General features: G+C 72.4%; 10 protein-coding genes. 3 read left to right on the top strand and 7 right to left on the bottom strand.

Annotation, left to right across the window (positions count from 1 at the left end):
• Positions 1 to 71: 71 nt before the first annotated feature.
• From I0C86_RS05430 to I0C86_RS05460, 7 genes are all read right to left on the bottom strand, one after another.
• On the bottom strand, positions 72 to 911 hold the full coding sequence (locus tag I0C86_RS05430) for an ABC transporter ATP-binding protein (protein ID WP_323373478.1): 840 nt from the start codon (positions 909 to 911) through the stop codon (positions 72 to 74).
• Complete coding sequence (locus I0C86_RS05435) at positions 908 to 1,891, bottom strand: ATP-binding cassette domain-containing protein (RefSeq protein ID WP_196200088.1); 984 nt, start codon at positions 1,889 to 1,891, stop codon at positions 908 to 910. The genes I0C86_RS05430 and I0C86_RS05435 overlap by 4 nt, the downstream gene beginning before the upstream one ends.
• The gene (locus I0C86_RS05440) at positions 1,891 to 4,707 is read right to left on the bottom strand and encodes an FtsX-like permease family protein (protein ID WP_196200089.1); all 2,817 of its coding nucleotides are present in this window, start codon (positions 4,705 to 4,707) and stop codon (positions 1,891 to 1,893) included. Before I0C86_RS05440 ends, I0C86_RS05435 begins: the two co-directional genes overlap by 1 nt.
• A gap of 178 nt (positions 4,708 to 4,885) precedes the next feature.
• A complete protein-coding gene (locus I0C86_RS05445) occupies positions 4,886 to 8,089 on the bottom strand; it encodes an ABC transporter permease (protein ID WP_196200090.1) in 3,204 nt (1,067 codons plus the stop codon).
• A gap of 386 nt (positions 8,090 to 8,475) precedes the next feature.
• Positions 8,476 to 8,724, bottom strand: coding sequence for a hypothetical protein (locus I0C86_RS05450; RefSeq protein WP_196200091.1), 249 nt, complete (start codon positions 8,722 to 8,724; stop codon positions 8,476 to 8,478).
• A 207-nt stretch (positions 8,725 to 8,931) separates the two neighbouring features.
• Positions 8,932 to 9,561, bottom strand: a complete 630-nt coding sequence (locus I0C86_RS05455) for a hypothetical protein (protein WP_196200092.1) — start codon at positions 9,559 to 9,561, stop codon at positions 8,932 to 8,934.
• A 124-nt stretch (positions 9,562 to 9,685) separates the two neighbouring features.
• Entirely contained in the window at positions 9,686 to 11,044 is a 1,359-nt protein-coding gene (locus I0C86_RS05460; protein ID WP_196200093.1) for an ABC transporter substrate-binding protein, read from the bottom strand.
• Positions 11,045 to 11,215: 171 nt separating this feature from the next.
• Between I0C86_RS05460 and I0C86_RS05465 the strand changes: the two genes are divergently transcribed.
• The 3 genes from I0C86_RS05465 (at position 11,216) to I0C86_RS05475 (ending at position 14,798) form a co-directional block, all read left to right on the top strand.
• Positions 11,216 to 11,605, top strand: a complete 390-nt coding sequence (locus I0C86_RS05465) for a hypothetical protein (RefSeq protein ID WP_196200094.1) — start codon at positions 11,216 to 11,218, stop codon at positions 11,603 to 11,605.
• Positions 11,606 to 11,729: 124 nt separating this feature from the next.
• Positions 11,730 to 12,446, top strand: a complete 717-nt coding sequence (locus I0C86_RS05470) for a DUF2786 domain-containing protein (RefSeq protein ID WP_196200095.1) — start codon at positions 11,730 to 11,732, stop codon at positions 12,444 to 12,446.
• 168 nt (positions 12,447 to 12,614) lie between these two features.
• On the top strand, positions 12,615 to 14,798 hold the full coding sequence (locus I0C86_RS05475) for an FUSC family protein (protein ID WP_196200096.1): 2,184 nt from the start codon (positions 12,615 to 12,617) through the stop codon (positions 14,796 to 14,798).
• Positions 14,799 to 14,832: the final 34 nt, after the last annotated feature.

Below are 14,832 nucleotides of genomic sequence, written 5' to 3' on the forward strand. Positions count from 1 at the left end.
TCGTACGAAACCCACCCCTGAGCCATGTGCGGACTAACGGCCCCGACCGGAATGGCCGCCCGCCACTCCGGTCAGCCGAGCGCGGCCGTCAACGCCGTCCCGTTCTGCGCCCCGTCCACCAACCGGCCGTCCCGCAGGGTCAGTACCCGGTCGGCCAGGTCGATCAGGGTCGGGTCGTGGGTGGCGACCAGCGCCGTCATGCCCCTGGCGTGCACCAGGGCACGGAGCAGGTCCATGATCGAACGCCCGGTCTCCGAATCCAGCTGCCCGGTCGGCTCGTCGGCGATGAGTAGCGCCGGATCGTTGGCCAGCGCCCGGGCCACCGCGACCCGCTGCTGCTGACCACCGGACAGCTCGTACGGCCGCTGGGCCGTCTGGGCGCCCAGACCGACCAGCTCCAGCAGCATGGCCACCCGCTCCTCCCGCTCGGCCCGGGGCCGCTTGGCAAGCCGCAGCGGCACGCCCACGTTCTCCGCCGCGGAGAGGATCGGGATCAGTCCGAAGGACTGGAAGACGAACCCGATGGTGGACCGGCGAAGCTCCAGCAGTTCCCGGGCACCGGCGGCGGTGACCTCGTGACCCGCCACGTGGATCCGTCCGCTGGTCGGCCGGTCCAGCCCGCCGATCAGGTTCAACAGGGTGGTCTTGCCGGCGCCGGACCGGCCCCGGACCGCGACCAGTTCGCCCCGGCGGGCCGTGAAGGAAACCTCCCGGACGGCGTGCACCACCCGGTCCCCGGCACGGTAGTCCCGGCCGACCCCCTCGACCCGGAGCAGCTCCTCGCCGACCGGCCGCCCCCCGTCGATCGACGACAACCCCTGCGCGTCCACCGGACGTTCCTCCTCGGCCATGTTCCGTCCCTCCCCGTTCGGCAGGGAACCCTGCCGGTGCCGTCCCCGCTCGCCACTCACTCGCCCGCCTCCGTACCGGCGCCGGGGCGGACCTCGACGTGATCGGGTTCCAGGTTGAGCCTGACCCGGTCGCGCAGGCTCAGCGCGTCCACGAAGGCGGCCGGAAGCTGCATCCGGCCCGACCGGTCGAGCAGGGCGTACTCCTCGGTGACCAGTTCCTCCACCCCGTCCGCGCCGAGCCGGGTGGAGCGGCGTACCTCGGAGGCGGTCCGGCCGTCGCGGATCGCGACCGTCCGGCGGACCTGCGACGCCACGGCGTGGTCGTGGGTGACCACCACGATGGTGACGCCCAGTTCGGCGTTGATGGTGCGCAACGCACCGAAGACGTCGGCCGCGGTCGCCTCGTCCAGCTCACCGGTCGGCTCGTCGGCGAAGAGCACCTCGGGGTCGTTGGCCACCGCGACCGCCACCGCGCAGCGCTGCTGCTCGCCGCCGCTCATCTGGTCCGGGCGACGGTCGGCGCAGTAGCCGACGCCGACCATCTCCAGCAGCTCCATGGCCCGGCGCGAAGCCGCCCGGCCGCGCGGGCCGTGCGCCAGCCGCATCGGCAGCTCCACGTTCTCCCGGGCGGTCAGGTACGGCAGCAGGTTGCGGGCGGTCTGCTGCCAGACGAAGCCGACGGTGCGCCGGCGGTACTGGAGCCGGCGCTTCGGGGACATCGTGAGCAGGTCGAAGTCGGCGACCCGGGCGATACCGGCGGTCGGCACGTCCAGCCCGGAGAGGATGTTGAGCACGGTGGACTTGCCGGATCCGGAGGCGCCGACGAGGGCGAGCAGCTCGCCCCGGTCGACCACCAGGTCGAGTCCCTGCAGGGCGACCACCTCGACGCCCTCGGTCTTGAAGATCCGGACCAGTCCGTCGCAGACGATGTGTCCACGGAGCCGGTCCTCGCCACCGGCCCGGGCCGCCGCGCGCTCCGCGGCCCGCCGCTGGAGTACGGCGAGATCCGGTACGGCGGCGCTGGTTGTCGGGCTGGCCATCAGCTCTCCTCTCCGAGTCGGAGTACCTCGCCGAGGCGCATCCGACGGTTGATCACGTTTTCGATGCCCAGGGCGGCGGTCAGGGCGACCAGCACGAGTAGCGGTACGCCGAGGATCAGGTATGGATCGAGATGGGTCCGCGCGGGAATCCCGCCGGTGAAGCCGGACAGCCCGAGGGCGGGTCCGAGCAGTCGCGGCAGCGCGACCCCGACGAGTCCACCGGCGACCACGGCGACGCCGAGCAGCGGCACCAGCTCGTAGACCAGCAGTCCACGACCCTGTCGTCCGGACAGGCCCATCGTGCGCAGCCGGGAGAGCATCCGCCCCCGCCCCCGCGCCTCGGCGAGTACGGCGAACCCGACCGCGAGCAGCGCCAGGATGGTCGCCCCGGCGACCCCGGTGGAGAAGGTGAAGCTGAGCAGCCGGTTGACCCCGCTCTGTTCGAGGGTCTGCCGGTGTGCCTGCCAGGTGGTCACCACGGCCGGCGACGCCGGCCGTACCGAATCGGCCGGTCTCCCCAGGATCTTCGCCAGGTAGTCCCTGGCGCCGGCGCCGGCGGTGTCCCGCAGCGCGTCGGTGGGCAGGTCCTTACCGGCGACGAGGAACTGGTTGGGGGCGATCGGCTGGAAGTCCGGGATCGGCAGGGACTGCCAGGGCAGCACCACGAACCGGCGGGCGTTGACGTCCAGCCCGGGGAAGCGGGCCACGACCCTGTTCACGGTGAACTGGTACCGGCGCCCCTGGACCTCGGTGACGGCATCGGTACCGACGTCGGCGGCGACGTCCGGCGAGACGATCGCCGGGACCGGGCCGTCGATCCGGCCCGAGCGGGTCAGTTCGGGCGGAAGGGTGTACTCGACACCGCTCCGGGCGAGCACCCGGGCGAAGGTCGGACCGTCGACGACGACGATCTGGGCCTGCCCGAGGTCCCGGCCGCCGACCCCGGTCGGGGTACGGGAGAGCAGCGGCTGCCCGACGCCGACCGCGAGCGGGCTGACCGCGGTGACCCCGGGGAGCCCGGCCATCCGCTGCGCGGTCTCCGCCGTGGTGTACGACGCGGTCACCCGGGCGTCGGCGGCGACCTCCTGGTCGCTGACCAGGTCCCGGGTCTCGCCGATGGTGCTGGTCACGACGCTGGTGAAGACGCCGGTCGCGATCGCGATGACGAGTACGGCGAGCGGACCGACGGTTACCGGCGCGCCCCGCCCGGCGCGGGCCAGGCCGATGAACGGCACGGCGGCCCGGGCCCGGCCGGCGAGGCGACCGATCTGACGCAGTGGCCACGGAACGAGCCGCAGAGCGATCAGCGCGGCGGCCACGGCCAGCAACACCGGCACGGAGACCAGGTACGGGTCGACCCCGCTGGCCTGGCTCAACCCCCGTCGTTGCAGCAGTACGACGCCCAGCACCGCGAGCAGCAGGAGCAGCAGCTCGGCGGTGAGCCGCCGGACCGACGAGCGCTGCCGTACCAGGTCCCGACGCTGGCTGATGAAGATCGTCCGGCGCTGTCTGAGCATTGCCAGCAGGGGGATGGCCAGCGTGGTGCCGGCGACCACCAGCGCCACGCCCAGCAGTTCGGCTCCGGCCGGCCGGCCGGGTGACAGCGTGCCGAGCAGCCAGCCGGCCAGGACGGCGGCCGGCAGGACGACGACCGTCTCGCGCAGGGACCGGGCGCCGATCTCGGAGACAGTGGCGCCACGCGCCCGGAGCAGGGTGAACTCCTCCCGGCGACGTTCGACGGCGAGCCCGGCGGCGAGCGTGACCAACCCGAGCAGGGTGGCCAGGATGCCGGCCTGCACCACGGCCAGCAGCGCCCGCACCGCGCGAAGCTGCGTGTCGAACCGCGCCAGTGAGTTGTCCAACCCGGTGGCCAGGACCAGCCCGCTCTCCGGAGGCGTACGGCGGGTGGACGCGATCGCGGTCATCAACGGGGCGATGGTCGAGGTCGTCAACTGCGCGGAGTCGACCCGGTAGCGCCACTCGAGGGCCACCGCCCCGACCTTCGTACCGGCGGTGGTCAACCCGGGGATGTCGGTCAGCAGCGTGGCCTTGTCGGTCATGCCGTCGGTCGGGTTCTGGCACGACGTCTCCGCGAGCCGGATCGGCTCCCAGGTCGGTGCGCCCGGGTCGATCGGCTCGTACACCCCGACGATCCGGACCATGGTCGATCCGCCGACGAAGCCGGTACCGGACATCCTGAAGGCGGTGCCGACCGGCAGTCCGATCACGGACGACGCATCCGAGGAGATCGCGGCCTCGACCGCGTCGCCCTTGGACGCGGGCCACCGCCCGTGCACCATCCTGACCTCGTGCTCGGCGCCCGGCTGCGTCCGCAGCGACAGGACCGGCCGGCAGCTGCCGTTGAACGGCGGCTTGTCGCCCGAGAGACGTACCGCCTCGGGGCCGACCTGGGCGGCGAACCACTGCTGGTCGATCAGCGCGGGCAGCGGCGCGGGCAACCGTTTCCGGTACGGGTCGAGCGCCGCCGCCCCCTCGCCCACGTCGGACGCCTGGAGCGTGCGCGGACGCACCACGTAGGTGACATCGCGCACCTGGTACGGCAGCGCGGCGACGTCGTTCCGCAGCCCCTCGTCGGCGAACTCGTTCGCCAGCCGTGGCGCGCCGGTGACCAGCAGCGACGCGACCAGGCCGAGCAGGCCCAGCAGGCCGAGGTATCCGGCGAACACCCGGACCCGGCGCAGCGGTCCGGGCAGTCGTGCCGAGAACCCGCCGCCCGGTTCCGTCACCGGTCCACCCTTCCCCGCTCCCCGTTGCGCCACCGGCTCACCCTTCTCCATCCCGTGTTTCCTGCTCACCGGTCTACGCTTTTCGTTCGCGACTGCGGGGCTCGCAGACCCGGCTCACTCCTCGCGCTCGCGGGTCTGGCTTTCGTTCGCGACTGCGGGGCTCGCAGACCCGGCTCACTCCTCGCGCTCGCGGGTCTGGCTTTCGTTCGCGACTGCGGGGCTCGCAGACCCGGCTCACTCCTCGCGCTCACCGGTCCTCCCCGATTCGGAGTTGGGCCGCCGTCAGCCGCTGCCGAACGGTGGCGGCGGTCAGGCCGCTCAGTCCGAGGGCGACCAGGAGCAGCAGCACGGCGGTCCCGCCGACCGGCAGCCAGGTGATGTCCAGCAGCGGTGCCGGCACCGGCCGCTCCGCCGACGGAGTGAGGATCACCAGCGGTGCCATGGTGGCGGCGACGGCGATTCCCACGCCCAGGCCGACGAGCACGCCGATGCCGGCGAGGAATCCCTGCTCGACGATCAGGGACCGGGCCAGCAGCCGGGGTCCGGCGCCGAGGGTGTGCAGCACGGCCAGCTCGGTGACCCGGCGCCGGGCGGTGGCCCGGACATCCACCATGATGCCGACCGCGGCGAGCAGGAGCGCGCCGAGTGCCGCCGCGAACAGGGCGGCCCGGGCGCCGACTCCGTACGGGTCGCTGCCCGATCGGCCGGCGATCGCCTTCCGGTCGGCGACCTGTAGACCACCGAGTGCCTCCGCCGCCTCGGCCGTCGCCTCGTGCCCGCCGGGGCTGGTGTTCAGCCACCATTCCTGGGTGGCCGGGATGATGCCGTACTGGTGGAACAGTTGGGTGCTGAGCGAGGGGAGGTCGACCAGCAGCGCCGCCGCCTCCGAACCACCGGGTACGGCGGCGACGGTGCCGGTGACGGTGATGTCCACGCTGGCACCGGCGAGCACCAGCCGGGTGCTCTGGCCGACCGCCAGGCGGAGCGCCGACAGCGCCTCGGGGGTGGCCACGATCGGCACCTGGCCCTGCGCCGGCATCCGGGCGACCGCGAACTGGATCGGGGAGTTGCTGGGGAAGAACCGGCCGCTTCCCAGCGGGAACTCGTAGCGGACCGCCAGCGCGTCGTCGCGCAGCGGCATCAACGGGCCGGGTTGCACCCGGTCGACCGTCCGCCACTGCCCGCCGTCGGCGAGCGGTACCGGCGTACCGGCACCCTGGGCGGGCGCGGCACGCAGGTCGGCCAGGCGCCAGTCGACGCCGTGTCCGGGCGGTCCCAGGGTGTCCACCAGGAAGCCGGACAGCCGGGCCGGGGCGGCTACTCCGGCCAAATCCACGTCGAATCGCAGCGACCTACCGTCGCTGCTGGCGCCGAGGGCGATCCGGCGGTGACCGCCGCCCGGTTCGACGAAGACGGCGCTGGTGCGTACCGCCGATGACGAGTACTCCCCGAAGTTGGTGGTGGTGATCCGACCGGTGAGCCGGCGGGTTCCGGCCGGCAGTTCGGTCAACGGAGCGGTGATCCGGTCCGCCGTCATGTCGTCGAAGATCGCGCTCGGGCTGCCGTCGACCAGATCATCGCGGAACTGGACGACCTGGCTGGCCTGGGCGGCGTCCAGGGCGATCATCGAGCCCGGCAGGCCCTCCACGCCGAGCCGGGGGCTTTCCCGCCAGGCCGGCAGCACCTGCGGCTTACCCGGCAGCCCGGCGAGCTGCCCCGCCCGCGCCGATGGTGCCTCGCGGTTCGCCTCGACGAGCCGTAGGTCGGCGCCGACCTGGTGGTTGGCCTGGTCGGTCAGGGAGCGTTCCGAGGTGGCGGCCAGGCACCAGGCGAGGGTGCTCACCGCCACCGCGAGGGCGAGCAGGAGTACCGGGCCGGCGTGCGGTCGCCGACCGGCCTGCCACATTCCGAGCATGGTGCCGGTCCAGGACCTGCGGTCGACGTACCGCTCGGCCAGCCGGGCCATCGGCGGCAGCCCGCGCAGCGCGAGGACCGCACCGGCGAGTACGCCGACCGTCGGGGCCGCCGCCAGCAGCGGGTCGATGCCGAGGGTGTCGGTGCCGGCACCGGCGACCGGCGAGGAGTACTGCCGCAGTTGCAGCCAGCCCAGAACCGCCAGCACGATCAGCGCCAGGTCGAGCCCGGCCCGCTGGGCGATCGTCCGACGGCTCGGGCGGGACCGGCTGGCCATTTCGCTGACGTAGCTGTCACCCTGGCGCAGCGCCGGGCCGAGCATCGCCAGCGCACAGCCCGCCGCCGCCACCCCGGCGACCAGCCAGGTCAGCGCGTCGAGCCGGGGACTCAGGTGCAGTGCGGCCGCCAGCATCGGAATGCGGTCGGCGAGCCGGATCACCTCGGTGGCGAGCACCGGCGAGATCACCGCGGCCGGCAGGACGACGAGCAGCGCCTCCCGGGCGGCCAGCCCGGTGACCTGTCCACGCCCGGCGCCCCGGGCCCGGAGCAGTGCCGTCTCCCCACGGCGCTGCTCGCCGAGCAGCAGCGCCACCAGCAGCAGGGCGTACCCGCCGAGCACCACGACGAGCAGCATCGGGGTGACCAGGGCCGACCGGCCGACCAGATCGGCGCGTCCGAGCCGCTGCACCAGCTCGTCGAGTCCGGTGGTGACCAGGCCGGATGTGCCGAGTCCGGTTTCCGCCGGCAGGGTGGTGCTGGCCTGGTCGGCCGACCTGCCCAACCGGGTCAGCGCGGTCATGGGCATCCCGGCCAGGTCGGGCTCCACCAGCCAGGCGGCGGACGAGTTGGCGATGAAACTGGTCAGGAAGTCGGCCCGGTCGACGACCAGCGGGCCGTAGGTCGCGGACCCCGTTCCGACCCCTGTGAGTACGTCGGGAACGAGCCGCCAGTACGCGTCCCGCACGTCGTGGGGCTTCCAGATGCCCGCCACGGTGACCTCGGTGACCCGGTCGGTGACCCGGTCGGTGATCGGGATGGCGTCGCCGACCCGTACGCCGAGGATCTTCGCGACCGGCTCGGCGAGCGCGGTCTGCATCTGCCGGCCGCCCGGACGCGGCCATTCGCCGGAGGTGAGCTGGGCGTGTTCGGCGAGTTCGTCGAGGTACACCACCGAGGCGAAGACCACGCCCTGGGCGTCCGGAACCGCGTCGCCGGTCCGGCCGGAGAGTTGCCGACCGGCGGCGTACCCGGCTCCGACGACGGTGGCGGGAACTCCGGCGAAGCCGTCGGCGAACCGGGCCCGTACCGCCCCGTCCCGCTTGGTGAGTTCGTCCTGTGACCCGCCGGCGGTGCCGCGTACCAGGAGTGACCGCTCCTCGGGGGAGGCGGAGGCGACCGCGCTCTGCGCGCCGGAGTCGATCACCTGCCGGCTGTAGTTGGCGAGGCCGGTGAGCAGGGCGGTGGCGATCAGGGTCGCCCCGGTCGCCGCGAGGAGCAGACTCTTCGCCCCTCGGGCGCGCCGCAACACCAACCTCATCGTTCTGTGTCTCCCCCATGGCGAGAAGGGCGGCGTGGGTCGTCGCCCCTTCTGGCTGGCGAAGCGCCCGAGGGTGAGCGAAAGGTTGGCCTGCCTGACTGTGATCTGTCAGACAGACAGCTTCGTGATCCGTTGCTGATGCAATCGAGACCAATTCGTTATGGAACGGCATGGACGGCCCGCGGAATGCGGCCCGGCTGCTCGCCTGGCTCCTCCCGTGGAGCGGGTCTGCCCGGCCCGGCCCGGCGACAATGCCCCTCGACCACCGCCACGACGACGGCCGGCGGCCGTCCGGGGTCGTACCCGAAAAGCCGCCGGCCGTCGTCGTTCGATCGGTCCGTCAGGACGACCGCCGAGCGCCTCAGGGGTCGGCTCGGCGGCGTGGGTCAGCTGAGGGGCGGGTGCCCGCCGTCGCCGTCCACCACCTCGTCCGGCGTGCCATCCTCGTTGGAGTCGACCATCGTGATGTCCACCTTGCCGTCACCGTCGGTGTCGAACTGGAAAAGATCGGCCTTGCCGTCACCGTCGGTGTCCACCACCCAGACATCGGTCTTGCCGTCGTTGTTGGTGTCCGCCCGGAGCAGCTCGATCCGTTCGTCACCGCGCGTGTCGACGGTCTCCTGCGACTCGCTCATCTGTTGCCCTTCCGTCAGCTGAAGTACTGGCCACGCCGGAACACGCGATCTCCGTGCCGCCCGGACGCCCACGGGCGCGTCCCGGACACGCATTCCTGACTGTGCCATCCCCCACTACCCCGGCGCGGCCCCGAACATGCCGAGGCCGGCTTCGGACGGGTCGAACGACACCGTCCGGGGCGAGGAACGCGGCGTGCGGCCGGGTGGTCAGTTCGTGACGTACGGGTTGGTGTCCCGGTCGTGGTAGTTGGCCTGGTCCACCGTTCCGTCGTGGTCGGTGTCCACCAGGAGCTGGTCCGCCTTGCCGTCCTCGTCGAGATCCGTCCTGATCTGGTCCGGATGCCCGTCGTGGTCGGAATCGGTCAGCCAGGTGTCCGTCCGGCCGTCGAAGTCGGCGTCGGCGACCACCTGGTCCACGATGCCGTCGCGGTTCGTGTCGGTGACGATCGAGTCGATCCGGCCGTCCGAGTTCGCGTCCTCCAGCACCCGGTCGACCTGACCGTCCAGATTGGAGTCCTGCTCGACGGTGTCCAGCCGGCCGTCCCAGTCGGTGTCCTGGTAGGTGACGTCCGCCACCCGGTCGCCGTTCACGTCGAACTGCAACATGTCGGCGTAGCCGTCGCCGTCGATGTCCCTGGCCACCTCGGTCGTTCCGTCGGCGTAGGTCGTGACGACGGACGTGGCCGCGGGCGGCTCGTACAGTTCGAGCTGCTCGGGCGCGAGCGGATCCGCGCCGAGCCCCAACGCCGGCCCGGCGTCCAGCTGGTCGTCGACCCCGGGCAAGTCCTGCTCCGGAAGATCGTCACCCAGCAGACCGGGTTCACCGTCGTAACTCATGTCGTACCTCCCCGGGTGTCGCTGCGGTCCGGCGAACCCGCCGGCACCACAGCAACGCTAGGGGTACGGCGCCGTCGCCGACTCCCGGAAATGTGCCACTCTGACCCCGGCCGGGGCCAGAGTGTCACTCCTGCAGGCTGATCCCGGCAGCGGCGAGCGCCTCGATGACCTTCGCCGACTCACCGAAACCGATGATCAGGACGGCATCCGCGCCGAACTGCTTGATCTCCTGCGCCCCGGAGCTGAAGTTGACCGGCGGCGAGTCGGGGTTGGGCGGCGGGTCGTAGCTGAACAGCCGGACCTGTTCCGAGCCGTGTCCGGCGCGTTCCAACTCGGCCCGGACGTTGCCCTGCAGGCCCTCGCCGTACGAGTCCTTCCGGGCGACCAGCGCGATCCGGCGCGGTCCGTCCCGGAGGATCATGTCGGCGAGTGCCCGACCCTGGAGGATGTCCGACGGGGCGGTACGGAAGTACAACCCCTTGTCGTCGATGGTGCTGAGTCCGGCGTCGGTGTTGCTCGGGGAGAAGAGCACCAGGCCGGCGGCCACCACGTCGGGAAGGACCGCCCGCGAGATGCCGGAGGCCCCCGCGCCGATGATGACGTGCACGCCCGCCCTGACGTGCTGCGCAACGGTCGCCTTCGCGGTGTTCGGGTTCGTCCCGTCGTCGCCGTCGACCCAGACCACGTCCTTGCCGAGTACGCCGCTGGCACCGTTGATCTCGCTGATCGCCAGTGCGACGCCCGCGGCCATCGGCGGGTAGGCCAGCGCCAGGTCACCCGTGCGGGGCAACAGCCCGCCGAGCTTCAGCGGTGCACCGCTGCTCTGCTCGACGGCCTTGGTCTGCTTCTTGCCGGCCGGCGGCCGCTTCACGCTGGCGGAGGACTCGTCACCGGCACCGAGGAACTCGGTCTTGCCGTCGTCGAGCTGCTCGTCGCTGCCGAAGTGCAGGGTCGCGTAGCTCGCGGTCGACGGCTCACCGATGTCGGTGAACCCACCCCGGCTGAGCGAAACCCCCCGGTAGGCGATGTCCGTGCCATCCCGGGCCAGTTCCAGGCATGCCGCGATCGAGTCGCACCGCTCCCCGCCCGTGGTGACCCCGATGATCTGCTTCGCGATCTCGGCGGGTTCGGTCGAGCCGGCGAGCTGCGCGGCGAGCGCGCTGATCGCGACCGCGTCGTACGACTCGGCGGAGTAGAGGAAGTCGGAGAGCTTCGGGTTCAGCTTCCGCAGCCGGTTCTTGAAGTCCTCGGACAGCGGGGTGAGTGGCGTCGTGCCCTTCATTCCCTTGAGCAGCCCGGCCTTCTGGTCGAACTCCGCAACGAACGAGTTCTGCATGTTGCCGTCTGTGCCGTAGAGGCGTACCTGGGTCGGCTGAGGCTGCGCGGCCTCGCCCTCGCCATCCGAACCGCAGCCGGCAAGCAGCAGCGCGGCACAGGCGGCGGCGGTCAGAGCGGCGCGGCGTGGGCCGCGTGATACGAGCATTGGGTCGTCCTTCCTCCCCGGAGATCCGCTGCGCACATTAGCGTGCCTGCCTCCGGAACCGTGCCTGCGGTCGAATGCCAACCCGTCGGGGGCTGGCATTATCATCCGAGATAGGTGCTGGTCGGGCGGTTTGTCGGACACGGCTTGACCTGGCGGCATACCCTTCCGCACGTGACGGACGTTCCGCAGGAGACGCTCGATGACGCCACCGCGGTGCTGACTTCCGCGTTGGCCGGCGACAGCGACGCCGTGGTCGGCACGTTCGATGCGGTGGTCGACCGGTCCGGCGTCGCCGGGGCGTACGAGGTCGCCTGGTGCCTGGCCGCGACGATGGTCGGTGACGGTGTGCCGCGGGGGGCGTGGACGCTCGACTTCCCGGGTATCGACGAGGCCGGCTACGACGCCCGCTGGGTCGCCCGCTTCGTCAGCGCGTACGCCAACTCCGACGGCGACACCGGTGCCGCGCTGTTCGGTGCGGCGATCGCCGACGGGCAACTGCCGGACTGCCTGCTGACCCTCGCCGGCTCCGCCGTCGCCACCCTTCGGCACCGCGCCGGATAGCGCACGGCCGTGCGGCGGCGGCAGGGCGGCTCCGGTCTCCTTGCTCATCGACGACCATCTTTCCATGTCCCTCATCCGGTTTGTCCAGGGGGCAGCCGCCACGTGGTTGTGATAGCTGTGGTGCATGTCCGACGCGATGCTCAGCAAAATCCGAAAGCTGCTGGCCAAGGCGGAGGATCAGGCCTGCACGGCGGCCGAGGCGGAGGCGTTCACCGCCAAGGCCACCGAACTGATCGCCCGGTACGGCGTGGACCGTGCCCTGCTGGCCGCCCGCGATCCGGGCACCGATCCGGTGGGAGACCGCGTGATCGACGTGCCCGCGCCGTACGCCCTGGACAAGACGGGCCTGCTGGCCGGGGTCGCGGACGCGTTGCGCTGCCGGTCGGTGCGCCGACGCGGGGGCGACGGGTTCGTCATGCACCTCTTCGGTTTCGGCAGCGATCTGGAACGGGTGGATGTGTTGTTCACCTCACTGCTGGTCCAGGCCGCGCACGGGCTGTCTGCCGCCCGGGTGCCGCTCGGCGAGCACCCGGCGGCGTTCCGTCGCTCCTGGCTGGCGGGCTTCGCCGGGGCGGTCGCCGGCCGGCTGCGCCAGGCGGAGGCGGCGGCCGCCTCGACCCCGCGCTCGGGATCGGCGCCCTCCCTGGCACTGGTGCTCGCCGACCGTTCCGCCCTGGTCGAGCGGCGGCTCGCCGAGACCTATCCCCGACTTCGTACGGCGGGACGGCGGCGCCTGGTCGGTGGCGGTCTGGACCAGGGCGCGGCGGCGGGCCACCGGGCCGATCTCGGCGGCACCGGCCTGCGGTCGGCCCGGTCCGCGCCGCTTCCTCCGTCGACCTGACGCCGACCCCGGACGAGGGCTTCCGGGAGCCGCCCGCCGACCTCGGCCCGGTGCACGCCGTTCGGGAGTCGCGCTGAGCCGGCCCCGGCGTGCCGCGTAACGCTGCCGCACCGATCTCCGTTGGCTCGTTCAGAGGCCAATCTCGGTGTGGAGCGACGGAGGGCACCCATGACCAGGATTGGGTTCGTGGACTGGCTGCGCCGGCGGGATCCGGGCTATCGGGTCCTCCGGCGGGGCGTCCGACTGTCGCTGGTCGCCGCCGCCGGGCTGTTCGGCGGCAGGTACGGCCTCGACAACCCCCTGCTGGGGCTCTACACGCTGTTCGGCGCCATCGCTACCGGCTTCATCTCGCAGCTACCCGGCGGTCCCGTCCAGCAGGCCCGAACTCTGCTCACGGTGCTCCCCGCGACCTGGGTTCTGGTCACCGTCGGTTCGTTCCTGGCCTTCGACACCTGGGCGGCGGTGGCCGGCATGCTCCTCGTCGGGTTCGTCGTCCCGTTCGCCGGGGTCGCCGGGCCACGGGCACTCGGGCTCGCCACCGGGCTGCAGCTGTTCTACATCGCGTCCTCCTTTCCGCCGTACGCGCCGGAGTCGCTGCCGTCCCGGCTCGCCGGGGTGACGGTGGGCGTCGGTCTGCTCGCCGTGGCGGAACTGGTGCTGTGGCCGGATCCGGCGCCGCCCAGCTACCGGGAGCGGCTCGCCGGGGTGGCCGCGGTCATGGTCCGGTTTCTGGAGCTGGCGGCCGGGTTGCCGGGGGGTGCGCCGGTGGACCGGGCCGAGTTGGCCAGGCGGCGGACGGACGCGACACGGGCATTGGCGGGGATCTGGCTGCCGAACCTGCCTCCGGCACATCGGCCGGCGTCGGCCGCCGCCCAGGACCGGGCGCTGCGGCACGGTGACATGCTGCTTCGCCAGGTGCTGGACCAGGCGGACCGGGTGTGCGGCGTCGCCGGAGACCTCCGGGACGACGAACTGGCCCGCCTGCTGCGTCAGGTGACCGACGTCGTCCGGGACGCCGGCCGCACCCTGCACGGCGGTACGGCACCGATCGGGCTGGAGCAGCTGGCCGGCCTGGAAACCCGGATCAGGGCGATCTACGAGCGACCGACGGTGCCGCCGGACGGGCAGGAGGGGCAGGACGGCACGACGGTTCCCCGGCTACGGCTGGACGCGGTGGTCCTGCACGTCGCCGACACCGCTGTGGCATTCGGCATCGCCGCCCGGATCGCCGTCGGACTGCCACCGCCGGCACGGTCGCCGAAGATGCTGGACCGGGACGAGTTCTGGTACGCCCGGCGGTCCCCGCTGTCGCTCTACTGGTGGCAGTTCAGGTACCACCTGACGACCCGCTCGGTCTACCTCCAGGGTGCGGTACGGGTCGCCCTGGCCCTCGGCGCGGCCCGGGTGGTCGCCGGTTTCCTCCACCTCAACCACGGGTTCTGGGTACTGCTCGCGATTCTGACCCTGATGCGGACCTCGGCGGTCGACACCCGGACCGCGCTGCGCCCCGTACTGCTGGGCACGCTGCTGGGCGCGGTCGTCGGCAGCCTGCTGCTGACGACGGCCCGGACCCCACAGGTCCTGCTGGTGGCCCTGCCGCTGTTCATGGTGCTGACGTTCGCGGTCAGTCCGCTCCTCAGGCCGCTCTGGGGGCAGTCCCTCTTCACCGTGCTGTTCATCCTGGTGTTCGCCCAGGCCGGCCCGGCCAGCCTGCGGATCGCCGGGGCCCGGCTGCTGGACGTCGCGATCGGGGCCAGCGTCGGGGTGCTCGCAGGGCTGCTGCTCTGGCCCAGGGGCGGCAGCGGCGAGATGCGCCGGGCCATGGCCAGATATCTGGAGGTGAGCGCCGCCGCGGCGCAGGAGGCGACCCGGCTGCTGACCGGTCGGGAGTCCCGCCAGGACGCGCTGACCGAGGCGCGTCAGGCGTCGGTGCTCGCGGACGCCTCGTTCTCCCAGTACCAGATGGAGCGACACGACCCCAAGCTGCCGCCGGTGAACTGGCAGGCCGCGCTGACCGCCGGAAATCGGATGTACCTCGGCGCCGAGTCCCGGCTGCACCGTGGCGCCCGGGCCAGACTGCCCCGGGTCGGGGACGCCGCCGGTCCGCTCGACGAGTTCGCCGGACGACTACGGCACCGGTACGGCGAACTCGCCCGACAGTTGCAGGTCGGCCGACTCGACCAACGGGCGGTGCCACCACCGCCCCCGGACGACTTCCCCGACCGGCTGCGGGCTGCCCTGGCAGCGGGTGAGTCCCGCGAGGCCGCGTTGAACCTGGTCGACGTGGAGGTGTGGCTGACCAGTGCCGGCAACAACCTCGATCTCATCCAGCCGACCCGGTCGACGGGCTGACCCGCTCGGGTGACCTGCTCGGCCGACCTGCTCG

The sequence above is a fragment of the Plantactinospora alkalitolerans genome (assembly GCF_015690345.1).
Classification (GTDB): domain Bacteria; phylum Actinomycetota; class Actinomycetes; order Mycobacteriales; family Micromonosporaceae; genus Plantactinospora; species Plantactinospora alkalitolerans.

Bases quoted from the DNA above. Each gene is read 5' to 3' on its own strand.
- I0C86_RS05455 (WP_196200092.1), bottom strand. From the start codon at position 9,561: ATGAGTTACGACGGTGAACCCGGTCTGCTGGGTGACGATCTTCCGGAG.
- I0C86_RS05450 (WP_196200091.1), bottom strand. From the start codon at position 8,724: ATGAGCGAGTCGCAGGAGACCGTCGACACGCGCGGTGACGAACGGATC.
- I0C86_RS05475 (WP_196200096.1), top strand. From the start codon at position 12,615: ATGACCAGGATTGGGTTCGTGGACTGGCTGCGCCGGCGGGATCCGGGC.
- I0C86_RS05470 (WP_196200095.1), top strand. From the start codon at position 11,730: ATGTCCGACGCGATGCTCAGCAAAATCCGAAAGCTGCTGGCCAAGGCG.
- I0C86_RS05435 (WP_196200088.1), bottom strand. From the start codon at position 1,891: ATGGCCAGCCCGACAACCAGCGCCGCCGTACCGGATCTCGCCGTACTC.
- I0C86_RS05445 (WP_196200090.1), bottom strand. From the start codon at position 8,089: ATGAGGTTGGTGTTGCGGCGCGCCCGAGGGGCGAAGAGTCTGCTCCTC.
- I0C86_RS05460 (WP_196200093.1), bottom strand. From the start codon at position 11,044: ATGCTCGTATCACGCGGCCCACGCCGCGCCGCTCTGACCGCCGCCGCC.